The 16,492-nt window shown below is 65.4% G+C and carries 2 pseudogenes; both read left to right on the plus strand.

Annotated features, from left to right (window positions below):
- Positions 1-397 precede the first annotated feature (397 nt).
- Positions 398-4,945 (plus strand): annotated as a pseudogene (locus tag BW992_RS27585) (amino acid adenylation domain-containing protein); the annotation flags it as partial.
- A 9-nt stretch (positions 4,946-4,954) separates the two neighbouring features.
- Positions 4,955-16,453 (plus strand): annotated as a pseudogene (locus BW992_RS27590) (amino acid adenylation domain-containing protein); the annotation flags it as partial.
- Between the last annotated feature and the right edge of the window lie 39 nt (positions 16,454-16,492).

A 16,492-nucleotide genomic window follows, 5' to 3' on the forward strand; every position in this document is an offset into this window, starting at 1 on the left:
CATGCCCCAACGAATGCTCTAATTTTTTTTGGCCTGTGAGGAGACGGTCCAGAGAGGGATCTCCTTGGGTTGAACATGACGCTCTTCCATTGCCCTGGCCTGTACGCCGTATGCGTTCCGGCGCGACGCCGTACCTGAAAGACGAGATTTCGATCGTCAACCATTCCGAACTACGAAGCAGGTTTCCTCGATGCAATTCAGCGAATTGATGGCAGCGCTTTCCAAGCACCCGATCCGTCTCCAGCAGGACGACGACAACCTTGTGATCCAGGGCGACGACGAAGGACTGGACGACGCGTTGTGGGAAAGCCTTGCCCTCCATAAGCGTGAACTGCTCGAGCTGGTGGAGCGAAACGGTGGCGACTGGCTGAGCCCGGCCTTCCGTATCACCCCCGACATGTTGCCCCTGGTCAGCCTTACCCAGGAACAGATCGACCGGATCATCGACAGCGTGCCCGGCGGCGCGGGCAATGTGCAGGACATCTATCCCCTGGCGCCGTTGCAGGAGGGCATCCTCTATCATCACCTCGCTGCGGAGCAGGGCGATCCGTATGTCCTGCATGCGCTGTTCGGGGTCGACCGACGCGCTCGCCTGGACGATTTCCTCCAGGCCCTGCAAGGGGTGATCGACCGCCATGACATCCTGCGCACCTCGGTGGCGTGGGAAGGGCTGGACGAGCCGGTGCAAGTGGTCTGGCACAAGGCCGTGCTGACCCTGGAGGAGCTGCAGCTGGATCCGGCCCAGGGCGCCGTCGAGGCACAGTTGCAACAACGCTTCGATACCCGCCACCACCGCCTGGACATGGGACGGGCGCCGTTGCTGCGGCTGGTCTGCGCCGAGGATCGCCCCAACCAGCGTTGGGTAGCGCTTCTGCTGTTCCACCATATGGCGCTGGACCATGCGGCCCTGGAACTGGTGCAGCACGAGATGCAAGCGTTCCTGCTGGGCCAGGGCCACGCCCTGCCCGAGGCGGTACCGTACCGCAACTACGTGGCCCAGGTGCGCCTGGGTGTGAGTCGCCAGGAACACGAAGCCTTTTTCCGCGAAATGCTCGGTGACGTCGACGAGCCGACCTTGCCGTTTGGCTTGCAGGAAGTGCAAGGCAGCGGGCAGGTGGTCGAGGAAGCCTTCATGACGCTCCCGGCCAGCCTGAGCCAGGCCATGCGCTCCCAGGCCCGGCAACTGGGGGTGAGCGTGGCCAGCCTGGTCCATCTGGCCTGGGCGCAGGTACTGGGGCGTGTGTCCGGCCGGCAGGATGTGGTGTTCGGCACCGTGCTGCTGGGTCGGATGCAGGGCGGCGAGGGGGCTGATCGAGCCTTGGGCATGTTCATCAACACCTTGCCGTTGCGAGTCGACGTGGAAGGGCAGCCGGTACGCGCCGGGGTCAAGGCGACCCACGCACGGCTGACGGCCCTGCTGGGCCATGAGCACGCCTCCCTGGCGCTGGCGCAACGCTGCAGCGGCGTGGCTGCGCCGACGCCATTGTTCAGCGCCTTGCTCAACTATCGCCACAGCGGTACGGCGACTTCGACCGAAGCGGTGTCGGCCTGGAACGGTATTCAGGTACTCGGTGGCGAGGAACGCACCAACTACCCACTGATGCTGTCGGTGGACGACATGGGCGAGGACTTCGGCCTGACCGTCCAGGCGGTGGAGGGCGTTGGCGCGGCACGGGTCGGTGCCTATATGGAAACGGCGCTGGCGAGCCTGATGGAGGCATTGCGGCAGACGCCGGGGGCCTTGTTATCCGGGCTGTCGGTCGTGCCCCACACAGAGCTCGAGCAATTGCTGGCGACATTCAACGCCACCCAGGCCGAATACCCGCTGGAGCAGACGATTCACGGGTTGTTCGAAGCGCAAGTTCAGCGCACGCCGGAGTCGTTGGCGGTGCTGCATCGTGGGCAACGCCTGACTTATCGCGAATTGAACGAGCGGGCCAACCGCCTGGCCCATTACCTGCGCAAGCAGGGCGTAAAACCCGATTCTCGGGTGGCGATCTGCGTCGAGCGCGGCCTCGACATGGTGGTGGGCCTGCTGGCGATCCTCAAGGCTGGCGGCGGTTACGTACCGCTGGATCCGGCTTACCCGGCGGACCGGATCGCCTACATGCTGGAAGACAGCGCTCCGGCGGCGGTGCTGGCCCAGGCGGCGACGCTTGGATTGTTGGCCGGCGCTGCGATGCCGGTCATCGATCTGGGTAGCGAACTTTGGCAGGACGAATCCGTTCTGAATCCCCAGGTTCCGGAACTGACCTCGTCGCACCTGGCCTATGTGATCTACACCTCTGGCTCCACCGGTCTGCCCAAGGGCGTGATGATCGAGCACCGCAACACGGTGAACTTCCTGACCTGGGCGCAGCGTTCCTTCGATGCGCAGACCCTGTCGAAGACGCTGTTTTCCACTTCTTTGAACTTCGACCTGGCGGTCTACGAGTGCTTCGCGCCGTTGACCTGCGGTGGCAGCATCGACGTGGTCACCAATGTGCTGGAACTGCAACAGGGCGAGCACGACATCACCTTGATCAACACCGTACCGTCCGCCCTCAAGGCATTGCTGGAATCCGGTGGCTTGAGCGAGGGTGTCGAGACCGTCAACGTGGCGGGCGAAGCCCTCAAGCGCAGCCTGGTGGAAGCGCTGTTCGAACAAACCCAGGTCAAGCGCCTGTGCAACCTGTATGGCCCATCGGAAACCACCACTTATTCAAGCTGGGTGTCGATGTCACGCGAAGAGGGTTTCGCCGCGCATATCGGTAAACCGGTGGCCAACACCCAGTTCTATCTGCTGGATGAACAGCGCCAACCGGTGCCATTGGGCGTACCGGGAGAGATCTATATCGGCGGCGCCGGTGTGGCGCGCGGTTACCTCAATCGTGATGACCTGACTGCCGAACGCTTCCTGAAGGACCCGTTCAGCCACGAAACCAATGCCCGGATGTACAGGACTGGCGACCTGGGGAGATACCTGCCGGACGGCAATATCGAATACCTGGGTCGTAACGACGATCAGGTGAAGATCCGTGGCTTCCGTATCGAACTGGGCGAGATCGAAGCACGGCTCGCCGGGCACGAGGCCGTAAAAGAAGCCGTGGTACAAGCTCGCGAAGATGTCCCGGGGGACAAGCGCCTGGTGGCCTATTTCACCGAGTCCCGGGCTGTGGACATCGAGGCCCTGCGCAGCCACCTGCAAGGGCAATTGCCGGACTACATGGTCCCGGTGGCCTACGTGCGCCTGGACGCCTTGCCGTTGACCCCCAACGGCAAGCTGGACCGCAAGGCCTTGCCGGCGCCAGACCTCGACTCGGTCATTACCCGTGGCTACGAAGCCCCTCAAGGCGACGTCGAAACCACCCTGGCGCAGCTCTGGCAGGCGCTGCTGGGCGTGGAACAGGTTGGGCGTCACGACCATTTCTTCGAACTGGGCGGTCATTCCCTGCTGGCTGTCAGCCTGATCGGACGCATGCGCCAGTTGGGCTGGTCGGCGGATATCCGTGTACTGTTCGGCCAGCCGACCTTGAAGGCGCTGGCCGCTGCGGTTGGCAGCGGTCACGATGTGGAGGTGCCGGACAACGGCATCCTGCCGGGAAGCACCCGGATCACGCCGTCGATGCTGCCGCTGGTGGTGCTGGACCAGGACGCCATCGACCGCATCGTGGCGACTGTGCCGGGTGGTGCGCGCAACGTGCAGGACATCTACCCCCTGGCGCCCTTGCAGGAAGGCATTCTCTATCATCACCTCTCGGCGGAGCAGGGTGACCTGTACGTCCTCCAGACGCAGTTCGCCTTCGAGGACCGTGAGCGTCTGGAAGCCTTCGCCCAGGCGTTGCAAGCGGTGATCGATCGCCATGACATCCTGCGCACCAGCGTGGTCTGGGAAGGCCTCGATGAGCCTGTGCAAGTGGTCTGGCGCGAGGCGAAACTTCACCTCGAAGAGGTCCGGTTCGACCCTACCGCCGGGGACGCCGTAACGCAGCTGCGCCAGCGCTTCGACCCGCGACAGCATCGCCTGGACGTGGGCCAGGCACCGTTGATGCGCCTGGCCTACGGTCAAGACGAGGCCAATCGTCGATGGGTGGCGAGTTTGCTGTTCCACCATATGGCGCTGGATCATACGGCGCTGGAGGTGGTGCAACACGAAATGCAGGCGCACCTGCTGGGCGAGACCGCCCGACTGGCGGAAACGGTGCCCTATCGCAATTATGTGGCGCAGGCACGGTTGGGGGTGACTCGGCAAGAGCATGAAGCCTTCTTCCGTGACATGCTCGGCGACGTGGACGAACCGACATTGCCGTTCGGCCTGCTGGACGTGCAGGGGCAGAACCACGACATCGACGAGGCCCGGCAAGCGCTGGCTCCGGCGCTGGATCTGCGCCTGCGCCAGCAGGCCCGTCAGGCGGGGGTGAGCGTCGCCAGCCTGGTGCACCTGGCCTGGGCCCAGGTGTTGGGCAAGGTGTCCGGCCGGCAGGACGTGGTGTTCGGCACCGTGCTGATGGGCCGGATGCAGGGCGGCGAGGGCGCCGACCGGGCGCTGGGGATGTTCATCAATACCCTGCCATTGCGCGTGACGTTGGGGCAGCAGGGCGTGCGGGCGGGCGTCAAGGCGACCCATGCACGGCTGACGGCCCTGTTGGGCCATGAGCACGCCTCTCTGGCCCTGGCCCAGCGATGCAGTGCCGTGGCGGCGCCATTGCCGTTGTTCAGCGCCTTGCTCAACTATCGCCACAGCGCCACTGGCGCAGACGCGGCCTCGACCTCGGCGGTGCAGGCATGGCGCGGTATCCAGGCCCTGGAAGGCGAGGAGCGCACCAACTATCCGCTGACCTTGAACGTCGACGACCTGGGCAGCGGCTTCAGTCTGACGGTGCTGGTGGCTGCCGGGATCGGCGCACAACGGGTCTGCGGGTATGTGCAGGCAGCGTTGGAAACACTGGTGGAGGCCCTGGAGCAGACACCCCAGGTGCCGTTGTATCGCCTGCCGATTCTGCCGGCCAGGGAGCGTGAACAGGTGCTGGTGGGCTTCAACGCCACCCAGGCCGAATACCCGCTGGCGCAGACGATTCACGGGCTGTTCGAAGCGCAAGTTCAGCGCACGCCGGAGTCGTTGGCGGTGCTGCATCGCGGACAACGCCTGAGCTATCGCGAACTGAACGAGCGGGCCAACCGCCTGGCCCATTACCTGCGCAAGCAGGGGGTGAAACCCGATTCCCGGGTGGCGATCTGTGTCGAGCGAAGCCTCGACATGGTGGTAGGCCTGTTGGCGATCCTCAAGGCCGGCGGCGGTTACGTACCGCTGGACCCGGCCTATCCGGCGGACCGGATCGCCTACATGCTGGAAGACAGCGCCCCGGCAGCGGTGCTGGCCCAGGCGGCGACGCTTGGATTGTTGGCCGGCGCTGCGATGCCGGTCATCGATCTGGGTAGCGAACTTTGGCAGGACGAATCCGTTCTGAATCCCCAGGTTCCGGAACTGACCTCGTCGCACCTGGCCTATGTGATCTACACCTCCGGCTCCACCGGTCTGCCCAAGGGCGTGATGATCGAGCACCGCAACACGGTGAACTTCCTGACCTGGGCACAGCGTTCCTTCGATGCGCAAACCCTGTCGAAGACGCTGTTCTCCACTTCGCTGAACTTCGACCTGGCGGTCTACGAGTGCTTCGCGCCGTTGACCTGCGGTGGCAGCATCGACGTGGTCGCCAATGTGCTGGAACTGCAACAGGGCGAGCACGACATCACCTTGATCAACACGGTGCCGTCGGCCCTCAAGGCACTGCTGGAATCCGGTGGCTTGGGCGAGGGTGTCGAGACCGTCAACGTGGCGGGTGAAGCCCTCAAGCGCAGCCTGGTGGAAGCGCTGTTCGAGCAGACTTCCGTCAAGCGCCTGTGCAACCTCTATGGCCCATCGGAAACCACCACTTACTCAAGCTGGGTATCGATGTCCCGCGAAGAGGGTTTCGCTGCGCATATCGGTAAACCGGTGGCCAATACCCAGTTCTATCTGCTGGATGAACAGCGACAACCGGTGCCATTGGGTGTGCCAGGAGAAATCTATATCGGCGGTGCCGGTGTGGCGCGCGGTTACCTCAATCGCGATGACCTCACCGCCGAACGCTTCCTGAAGGACCCGTTCAGCCACGAAACCAACGCCCGGATGTACAGGACCGGCGACCTGGGGAGATACCTGCCGGACGGCAATATCGAATACCTGGGTCGTAACGACGATCAGGTGAAGATCCGTGGTTTCCGCATCGAACTGGGGGAGATCGAAGCACGGCTCGCTGGGCATGAAGCGGTAAAAGAGGCGGTGATCCTGGCCCGTGAGGACGTCCCCGGCGATAAACGCCTGGTGGCCTATTTCACCGAGTCCCGGGCCGTGGACATCGAGGCCCTGCGCAGCCATCTGCAAGGGCAATTGCCGGATTACATGGTGCCCGTGGCCTACGTACGCCTGGACGCCTTGCCGTTGACCCCCAACGGCAAGCTGGACCGCAAGGCCTTGCCGGCGCCAGACCTCGACTCGGTCATTACCCGAGGCTATGAAGCCCCTCAAGGCGACGTCGAAACCACCCTGGCGCAGATCTGGCAAGCGCTGCTGGGCGTGGAACAGGTCGGTCGTCACGACCATTTCTTCGAACTGGGCGGTCATTCCCTGCTGGCCGTCAGCCTGATCGGACGCATGCGCCAGTTGGGCTGGTCGGCGGATATCCGTGTACTGTTCGGCCAGCCGACCTTGAAGGCGCTGGCCGCTGCGGTTGGCAGCGGTCGCGATGTGGAGGTGCCGGACAACGGCATCCTGCTGGGAAGCACCCGGATCACGCCGTCGATGCTGCCGCTGGTGGCGCTGGACCAGGACGCCATCGACCGCATCGTGGCGACTGTGCCGGGTGGCGCGCGCAACGTGAAGGACATCTACCCCCTGGCGCCCTTGCAGGAGGGCATTCTCTATCACCATATTGCGGCGGCCGCGGGCGATCCGTACGTATTGCAGGCCACGTTCAGCATCGCCGACCGCGAGCGCCTGGACGCATTTGCCCACGCACTGCAAGCGGTGATCGATCGCCATGACATCCTGCGCACCAGCGTGGTCTGGGAAGGCCTCGATGAGCCTGTGCAGGTGGTCTGGCGCAAGGCGCAGCTGGCCGTGGAGGAGGTGATGCTGGCTGCGGCGACGGGGGATATCGCCGGGCAGCTGCGCGAGCGTTTCGACGCTTTGCACTACCGTCTCGACATGCAACAGGCGCCGCTGATGCGCATCGCCTTTGCCCATGACCCCGCCAACCAGCGCTGGGTGGCGCTGCTGTTGTTCCATCACATGGCCCTCGATCACACGGCGCTTGAAAGGGTGCGCCACGAGATGCAGTTGCATCTGCTGGGTCAGGCCGATCGTCTGGGCGAGGCGGCGCCTTTCCGCAACTACGTGGCCCAGGCGCGCCTGGGAAGCAGTCGCGAGGAGCATGAGGCATTTTTCCGCCAGATGCTCGGTGACATCGAAGAGCCGACGCTGCCTTTTGGCGTGCAGGACGTGCGCGGCAACGGCAGCGATATCGAAGAGGCCGGGTTGCACCTCGGTGCCGACCTGAGCCGTCGTCTGCGGGCTCAGGCCCGGGCACTGGGTGTGAGCGCGGCGAGCCTGCATCACCTGGCCTGGGCACGGGTGCTGAGCCAGGTGTCCGGCAAACCGGACGTGGTGTTCGGCACCGTGCTGATGGGGCGGATGCAGGGTGGTGACGGTGCCGAGCATGCGCTGGGCATGTTCATCAATACCTTACCGTTGCGGGTGGACGTCGCAGAGCAGGATGTGCGCGGCAGTATCAAGGCGGCCCATGCCCGGCTGACCGGCCTGCTGGGTCATGAACACGCGTCCCTGGCCCTGGCACAGCGTTGCAGTGGCGTGGTTGCGCCCATGCCGTTGTTCAGCGCCTTGCTCAACTACCGCCACAGCAATGCGGGGATGGACTCGAGCGATGCACTGGCGGCCTGGAACGGCATCGAAATCCTGAGCAACGAAGAGCGCACCAACTATCCACTGACCCTCTCGGTGGATGACCTGGGCGAAGGTTTCAGCCTGACCGCGCTGGCGGTGCCGCAGATCGGCGCGCAGCGGATCTGCGCCTATATGAACGTGGTGCTGGAGAACCTGGTGTCTGCCCTGGAGCAAGCACCGCAGACGCCGTTGAGCCGCGTGTCGATCCTGCCGGCGAGCGAGCGTCGCCAACTGCTGCTGGAGTTCAACGCCACCACGCGTCGCTATCCACAGGACAGGACCGTCCACGGACTGTTCGAAGCCCTGGCGCAGGCCAATCCGCAAGCGTCGGCGGCGGTGCACGACTGCAACAGCCTGACGTATGCCGAACTCAACGCCAGGGCCAACCGCCTGGCTCGTCATCTGGCGGGCCAGGGCGTGCAGCCCGGGGACCGTGTGGCGATCCTGCTGGAGCGTTCACTGGAACTGTTGGTGAGTCAACTGGCGGTGCTCAAGTGCGCCGCCGTCTTCGTGCCACTGGATATCCATGCGCCGTTGGAACGCCAGCAGTTCATGATCGAAGACAGCGGGGCCAAGGTCCTGCTGACCCTCAGTTCCGCGAGTGTGGCCGAAGGCACTGCCCGGCTCGATCTGGATCGCCTGGAATTGGCTGACATCAGCGCCAACCTCGATCTGCCCCAGAGCGCCGAAGCGGTGGCCTACATCATGTACACCTCCGGTTCCACCGGCACTCCCAAGGGTGTGCTGGTGCCGCATCGGGCGATCAATCGACTGGTGATCAACAACGGCTATGCCGATTTCAATGCCCGGGACCGGGTAGCGTTCGCCTCCAACCCGGCCTTCGACGCCAGTACCCTGGACGTCTGGGCGCCGTTGCTCAACGGCGGCTGCGTGGTGGTGGTCGACCAGGACGTGCTGTTGTCCCGGGAGCGTTTCGCCCGGTTGCTGACCGAGCAGCGGGTCAGCGTGCTGTGGATGACCGCCGGCCTGTTCCATCAGTACGCCGCCGGCCTGATGCCGGTGTTCAAGCAGTTGCGTTACCTGATCGTCGGCGGTGATGTGCTCGATCCGGCGGTGATCGGCCGGGTCTTGAAAGAAGGCGCGCCGCAGCACCTGCTCAATGGCTATGGCCCGACGGAAGCCACCACATTCACCACGACCCACGAAATCAGAACCGTGGGCGAGGGCGGCATTCCCATTGGCCGTCCGGTGGGCAACAGCCGTGTCTACGTGCTGGATGCCCAGCTGCAACCGGTGCCGGTGGGCGTGGCGGGGGAGTTGTACATCGGTGGCGATGGCGTGGCGAAAGGGTATCTGAACCGCCCCGAACTGACCGCCGAGAAGTTCGTGACCGACCCGTTCAGCGCCGACCCTGGGGCGTTGCTCTATCGCACCGGCGACCTGGCGCGCTGGCGTGTCGACGGCAGCGTGGACTACCTGGGGCGTAACGACGACCAGGTGAAGATCCGTGGCTTTCGTATCGAGCTGGGGGAAATCGAAGCGCGGCTCGGCCAGTGTCCGGGGGTGCAGGACGCGGTGGTGCTGGCGCGCCAGGACGAGACCGGTCCCAAGCGCCTGGTGGGGTATGTGATTGCCGAGCCGGGTGTCACCCTGTCGGTGCAGGATCTGCGCGCAGAGTTGGCGAGCGCACTGGCCGACTACATGGTCCCCAGCGCCTTCGTGGTGCTGCCGTCGTTCCCCTTGACGGCCAACGGCAAGCTGGATCGCCGGGCCTTGCCGGCGCCGGACGCCGAGGCTTATGCCAGCCGTGAATACGAAGCGCCCCAGGGAGCGGTGGAACAGACCCTGGCCCGGCTCTGGGCCGAGGTGCTCAAGGTCGAACAGGTGGGGCGTCACGACCACTTCTTCGAACTGGGGGGCCATTCGCTGCTGGCGGTGACCCTGATCGAACGCATGCGCCAGGCCGGGCTGAGCGCCGATGTGCGCGTGCTGTTCAGCCAGCCGACCCTGGCGGCCCTGGCGGCCGCCATTGGCAGCGGCAAGGAAATCAGCGTGCCGGAAAACCGCATTGCGGCCGATTGCGAGCACATCACCCCCGAGCTGCTGCCGCTGGTCAAGCTGACCCAGGAGACCATCGACCGTCTACTGACGACGGTGCCGGGCGGCGCGCGCAACGTACAGGACATCTACCCGCTGGCGCCGCTGCAGGAAGGCATCCTCTATCACCACCTGGCCGCCGAACAGGGCGACCCCTACGTGCTTCAATCGCAGTTCGCCTTCGATACGCTCGAGCGTTTCGAAGCGTTCGTCGAGGCGTTGCAAGTGGTGATCGATCGCCATGACATCCTGCGCACCAGCGTGGTCTGGGAAGGCCTGGACGAGCCGCTGCAAGTGGTCTGGCGCCAGGTGCGGCTGGAGCCGCAACGCTTCGAGCCCGAGGCCACCGCCGGTGACGTCGCCACGCAACTGGCGACCCGTTTCGATGCGCGGCACTACCGCCTGGATCTGCGTCGGGCGCCGATGCTGCAACTGGTCCATGCCCGGGACGAGGCCCAGGACCGCTGGGTGGCGATCCTGCTGTTTCACCACATGGCCCTGGACCATACGGCCCTGGACGTGATGCAGCATGAAATGCAACTGCTGTTGCTGGGGCAGGGGGCGCAGTTGGGTGAGGCGATGCCTTATCGCAACTACGTGGCCCAGTCACGGCTGGGCGCGAGCGAAGCGGAGCACGAAGCCTTTTTCCGCGAGATGCTCGGCGATATCGACGAGCCGACCTTGCCATTCGGTTTGCAGGACGTGCAGGGCGACGGGCACGGTATCGATGAAATCCGCCAGGCCGTAGACCCGGCGTTGTCCCGGCGCCTGCGGGTGCAGGCACGCCAGTTGGGTGTCAGTGCCGCCAGCCTGGTGCATCTGGCCTGGGCCCAGGTACTGGGCAAGGTGTCCGGCCGGCACGAGGTCGTCTTCGGCACGGTGCTGTTGGGCCGGCTGCAGGGGGGCGAGGGCGCCGACCGTGCATTGGGCATGTTCATCAACACCTTGCCGTTGCGGGTGGATGTAGGCGCCGAGGATGTCAGGGCCGGAGTCAAGGCGACCCATGCCCGGCTGACGGCCCTGCTGGGCCATGAGCATGCCTCCCTGGCCCTGGCCCAGCGTTGCAGTGGCGTGGCGGCCCCGACGCCGCTGTTCAGCGCTTTGCTCAACTACCGGCACAGCGCGGTCGTGGTGGACCAGGATGCGCGCTCGGCCTGGAACGGGATCGAGGCACTGAACGGCGACGAACGCACCAACTATCCGCTGACGCTGAACGTCGACGACCTGGGTGAGGATTTTTCCCTCACGGCCCTGGTGGATTCGTCCATCGGTGCGGCGCGCATCTGCGGTTATATGCAGATGGCCCTGGGCAGCCTGGTCGAGGCCCTGGAGCAGGCGCCGCAGACGCCGTTGCAGGCCTTGTCCATCCTGCCGGCGGCCGAGCGCCAGCAATTGCTCGATGCCTGGAACCGCTGCGACGTCGAATACGCGGGGGATGCCCTGATCCATCGCCAATTCGAAGCCTGGGCCGCGACTCAACCTGACGCGACGGCCGTGGTCCACGAGGACCAGGCGCTCACCTATGCCCAGCTCAATGCGCAAGCCAACCAATTGGCCCATCGTCTGTTGGCTTTGGGGATCCGTCCGGATGACCGGGTGGCGATCTGCGCCGAGCGTGGGCTGGAGATGATCGTCGGCCTGCTGGGCATCCTCAAGTCCGGCGCCGGCTATGTGCCGCTGGACCCGGCCTATCCGGCCGAGCGCCTGGCCTACATGCTGCACGACAGCCGTCCGGCGGCCCTGGTGACCCAACCGCAATGCCGCGACAACCTGCCGCCCATGACCATCCCGGCCATCGTGCTCGATCCGCTGGATGTCGATGAGCCAGCCCAGCAACCGTCCCACAACCCCGATGTGCCGGAGCTGGACGCCAGTCACCTGGCCTACGTGATCTACACCTCCGGCTCCACCGGCCTGCCCAAGGGGGTGATGGTGGAGCATCGCAACGTGGCGCGGCTGTTCTCGGCCACCCGACCCTGGTTCGATTTCGGTCCCCAGGACGTCTGGGCCCTGTTCCATTCCTTCGCCTTCGACTTCTCGGTCTGGGAAATCTGGGGCGCGCTGACCCACGGCGGCCGCCTGCTGGTGGTGCCGCAACTGGTCAGCCGTTCACCGCAATACTGCTATGCGCTGTTGTGCGAGGCCGGGGTGACCATCCTCAACCAGACGCCGAGTGCCTTCCGCCAACTGATCGCGGCCCAGGGCGAAAGCGAGCTCAGGCACAGCCTGCGCCAGGTGATCTTCGGCGGCGAAGCCTTGGAAACCGGCATTCTCAAGCCGTGGTATGCCCGGGAGATCAACGCCGGCACGCAACTGGTGAACATGTACGGCATCACCGAAACCACCGTGCACGTGACTTACCACGCACTGAGCGCGGACGACGCGCAGCGGGTCGGTGTCAGCCCCATCGGCAAGCGCATTCCCGACCTGCAGTTGTATGTGCTCGACCCCCAGCGCGAACCGGTGCCGGTGGGCGTGGTGGGAGAGATGTACGTGGGCGGCGCGGGCGTCAGCCGGGGTTACCTGAACCGCGACGAACTGACCGCCGAACGTTTCCTGGACAACCCGTTCAGTGCCGAACCGAACGCGCGGATGTACCGCACCGGCGACCTGGGTCGCTGGCTGGCCGACGGCAGCATCGAATACCTGGGCCGCAACGACGACCAGGTGAAGATCCGTGGTTTCCGCATCGAACTGGGCGAGATCGAAGCCAAGCTGGCTGCATGCAACGGGGTACGTGAAGCCGTGGTGCTGGCGCGCCAGGACAGCCCAGGCGACCAGCGCCTGGTGGCCTACGTGATCGCCGAGGAAGGCGAGCCTCCCACGGCGGCCGAGCTGCGCGCAGAGCTGCTGGGTTCCCTGGCCGAATACATGGTGCCCAGCGCCTTCGTGATGCTGACGGTGTTTCCACTGACCACCAACGGCAAGCTCGACCGCAAGGCCTTGCCGGTGCCCGACCAGTCGGCGGTGGTGAGCCGCGAATACGAAGCGCCGCAAGGGGAAATCGAGACCGCCATCGCCGCAATCTGGCAGGACCTGCTGCAGCTGGAGCGGGTCGGTCGCCATGATCATTTCTTCGAACTGGGGGGCCATTCCCTGCTGGCGGTGAAACTGATCGAGCGCATGCGCCAGATCGACCTGGCGGCCGACGTGCGCGTGCTGTTCGGCCAACCCACCCTGGCGGCCCTGGCGGCGGCCGTGGGCGGCCGTCATGAGATCCGCGTGCCGGCCAATGTCATTCCCGACGACTGCTCGCGAATCACCCCGGACATGCTGCCCCTGGCCGACCTGGACCAGGATGGCATCGACCGTGTGCTGGCAACGGTGCCGGGGGGCGTGGCCAACGTACAGGACATCTATGCCCTGGCTCCGCTACAGGAAGGCATCCTGTATCACCACCTCGCCGCCGCCCAGGGCGACCCCTATCTGCAATACATTCTGTTCGCTTTCGACAGCCGCTCGCGGCTGGAAGATTTTGCCAATGCCCTGCAAGGCGTGGTGTCCCGGCACGATATCCTGCGCACGGCGGTGGTGTGGGAAGGCCTGGACGAGCCGGTGCAGGTGGTCTGGCGCGAAGCGCCGCTGGGCCTCGAAGAGGTGGCGCTGGACCCGGCGGCGGGGGATATCGCCGAGCAACTGCGGACTCACCTGGACCCCCGTCATTACCGCCTGGATATCCGCCAGGCGCCGATGATGCGCCTGGGGTATGCCGAAGACGCGGCAAACGCTCGTTGGGTGGGCATGTTGCTGTTCCATCACATGGTGGATGACGCGACGTCCCTGGGCATGCTCACCGCGGAAATCGAGGCCCATGTGGTGGGGCGCGGGCATTCGCTGCCGGCGTCGGTGCCCTACCGCAATTACGTGGCCCAGGCGCGACTGGGCGTCAGCCGCGAGGAGCACGAAGCGTTTTTCCGGGAGATGCTCGGCGATGTGAGCGAACCGACGCTGCCGTTCGGCTTGCAGGATGTGCAGGGCGACGGGCATGGGATCGAGGAGGTCCGGCAGCGGGTCGATGCGGCGCTGTGCAAACGCCTGCGAGTCCAGGCCCGGCAGCTCGGGGTGAGCGCGGCGAGCCTGTATCACCTGGCCTGGGCCCAGGTGCTGGGCCGTGTGTCGGGCAAGGACGATGTGGTGTTCGGTACGGTGTTGCTGGGTCGGATGCAGGGCGGCGAGGGCGCCGACCGGGCGCTGGGAATGTTCATCAACACCCTGCCGCTGCGGGTGGACCTGGGCAGCCAGGGTGTAAGGGCCGGGGTCAAGGCGACCCACGCTCGCTTGTCCGCATTGCTGGGGCACGAGCACGCCTCGCTGGTCCTGGCCCAGCGTTGCAGCGGCGTGACCGCACCGGCGCCGCTGTTCAGCGCACTGCTGAACTATCGGCATCTCGGTGCGCAGACAGCCACCAGCGAAGCCATCGCCGCCTGGGACGGTATCCAGGTGCTGGATGGCGAAGAGCGCACCAACTATCCGCTGACGTTGTCGGTGGACGACCTGGGCGAAGATTTCAACCTGACGGTCATGGCCCAGGCGCCGATCGGTGCAGGGCGGGTCTGCAATTATGTGCAGACCGTGCTGGAAAACCTGGTCGAGGCACTGGAGCAAACGCCGCTGGCCCCGTTGAACGGGTTGCGGATCCTGCCGCAGGCCGAGCGTCGCCAACTGCTGGAGACCTGGAATGCGTCGCCGGCGACCTACCCCCATGACGCGTTGATCCACGGGCAGGTGGAGGCCTGCGCCGCAGCCCGGCCCGATGCGCTGGCGGTGCGGTTCGAGGACCGTTCGCTGACCTATGGCGAACTCAACGCCCGGGCCAACCAGGTGGCCCATCACCTGTTGTCCCTGGGCATTCGCCCCGATGACCGGGTGGCGATCTGCGTCGAGCGTGGGCTGGACATGATTGTCGGCCTGCTGGGTATCCTCAAGTCCGGTGCCGGCTATGTACCGCTGGATCCGGCCTATCCGGCCGAGCGCCTGGCCTTCATGCTGCAGGACAGCACGCCGGTGGCGGTGCTCACCCAGGCTGCGACGCGGCATTGCCTGGCAGACGTGACGGTTCCGGTGATCGATCTGGACCGTGCTGAATGGCCGGAAGCGTCCCTGGGCAACCCCCAGGTGGCGGGCCTGGATTCCAGCCACCTGGCCTACGTGATCTACACCTCCGGCTCCACCGGCCTGCCCAAGGGGGTGATGGTGGAGCATCGCAACGTGGCGCGGCTGTTCTCGGCCACCCGACCCTGGTTCGATTTCGGTCCCCAGGACGTCTGGGCCCTGTTCCATTCCTTCGCCTTCGACTTCTCGGTCTGGGAAATCTGGGGCGCGCTGACCCACGGCGGCCGCCTGCTGGTGGTACCGCAACTGGTAAGCCGTTCGCCGCAGGATTGCTACACGCTGCTGTGCGAGGAGGGCGTCACGGTACTGAACCAGACGCCGAGCGCCTTCCGCCAACTGATCGCGGCCCAGGGCGAAAGCGAGCTCAGGCACAGCCTGCGCCAGGTGATCTTTGGCGGCGAAGCCTTGGAGACCGGCATTCTCAAACCGTGGTATGCCCGGGAGATCAACGCCGGCACGCAACTGGTGAACATGTACGGCATCACCGAAACCACCGTGCACGTGACCTACCGTGCGCTATGTGCGGCGGATGCCGAACTGGTGGGCGTCAGCCCGATTGGCGGACGTATTCCCGACCTGCAGTTGTATGTGCTCGACACCCAGGGCGAGCCAGTGCCGGTGGGTGTGGTGGGGGAAATGTACGTGGGCGGCGCGGGCGTCAGCCGGGGCTACCTGAACCGCGACGAACTGACGGCCGAACGTTTCCTGGGCAACCCGTTCAGTGCCGAACCGAACGCGCGGATGTACCGCACCGGCGACCTGGGTCGCTGGCTGGCCGACGGCAGCATCGAATACCTGGGCCGCAACGACGACCAGGTGAAGATCCGTGGCTTCCGCATCGAACTGGGGGAGATCGAAGCCAGGCTGGCCGCGTGCGAAGGTGTCCGCGAAGCGGTGGTCATCGCGCGCGAGGACGAGCCGGGGGACAAGCGCCTGGTGGCCTATGTGATCGCCGAAGAAGGCGAGTCGCCCACGGCAGCCGGGTTGCGCGCCGCACTGCTGGGCTCCCTGGCGGACTACATGGTGCCAAGCGCCTTCGTGATGCTCGATGCCTTCCCGTTGACCACCAACGGCAAGCTCGACCGCAAGGCGTTGCCGGCGCCGGATCGCTCGGCCCTGATCAGTCGCGAATACGAGGCCCCGCAAGGTGAAGTGGAGATCGCCATCGCCCGGATCTGGCAGGACCTGCTCAAGGTCGAACAAGTGGGGCGTCACGACCATTTCTTCGAACTGGGGGGCCATTCCCTGCTGGCGGTGAAACTGATCGAGCGCATGCGCCAGATTGAACTGGCGGCCGATGTGCGCGTGCTGTTCGGCCAACCGACCCTGGCGGCCCTGGCT

The organism is Pseudomonas sp. 7SR1 (assembly GCF_900156465.1).
Taxonomy (GTDB): domain Bacteria; phylum Pseudomonadota; class Gammaproteobacteria; order Pseudomonadales; family Pseudomonadaceae; genus Aquipseudomonas.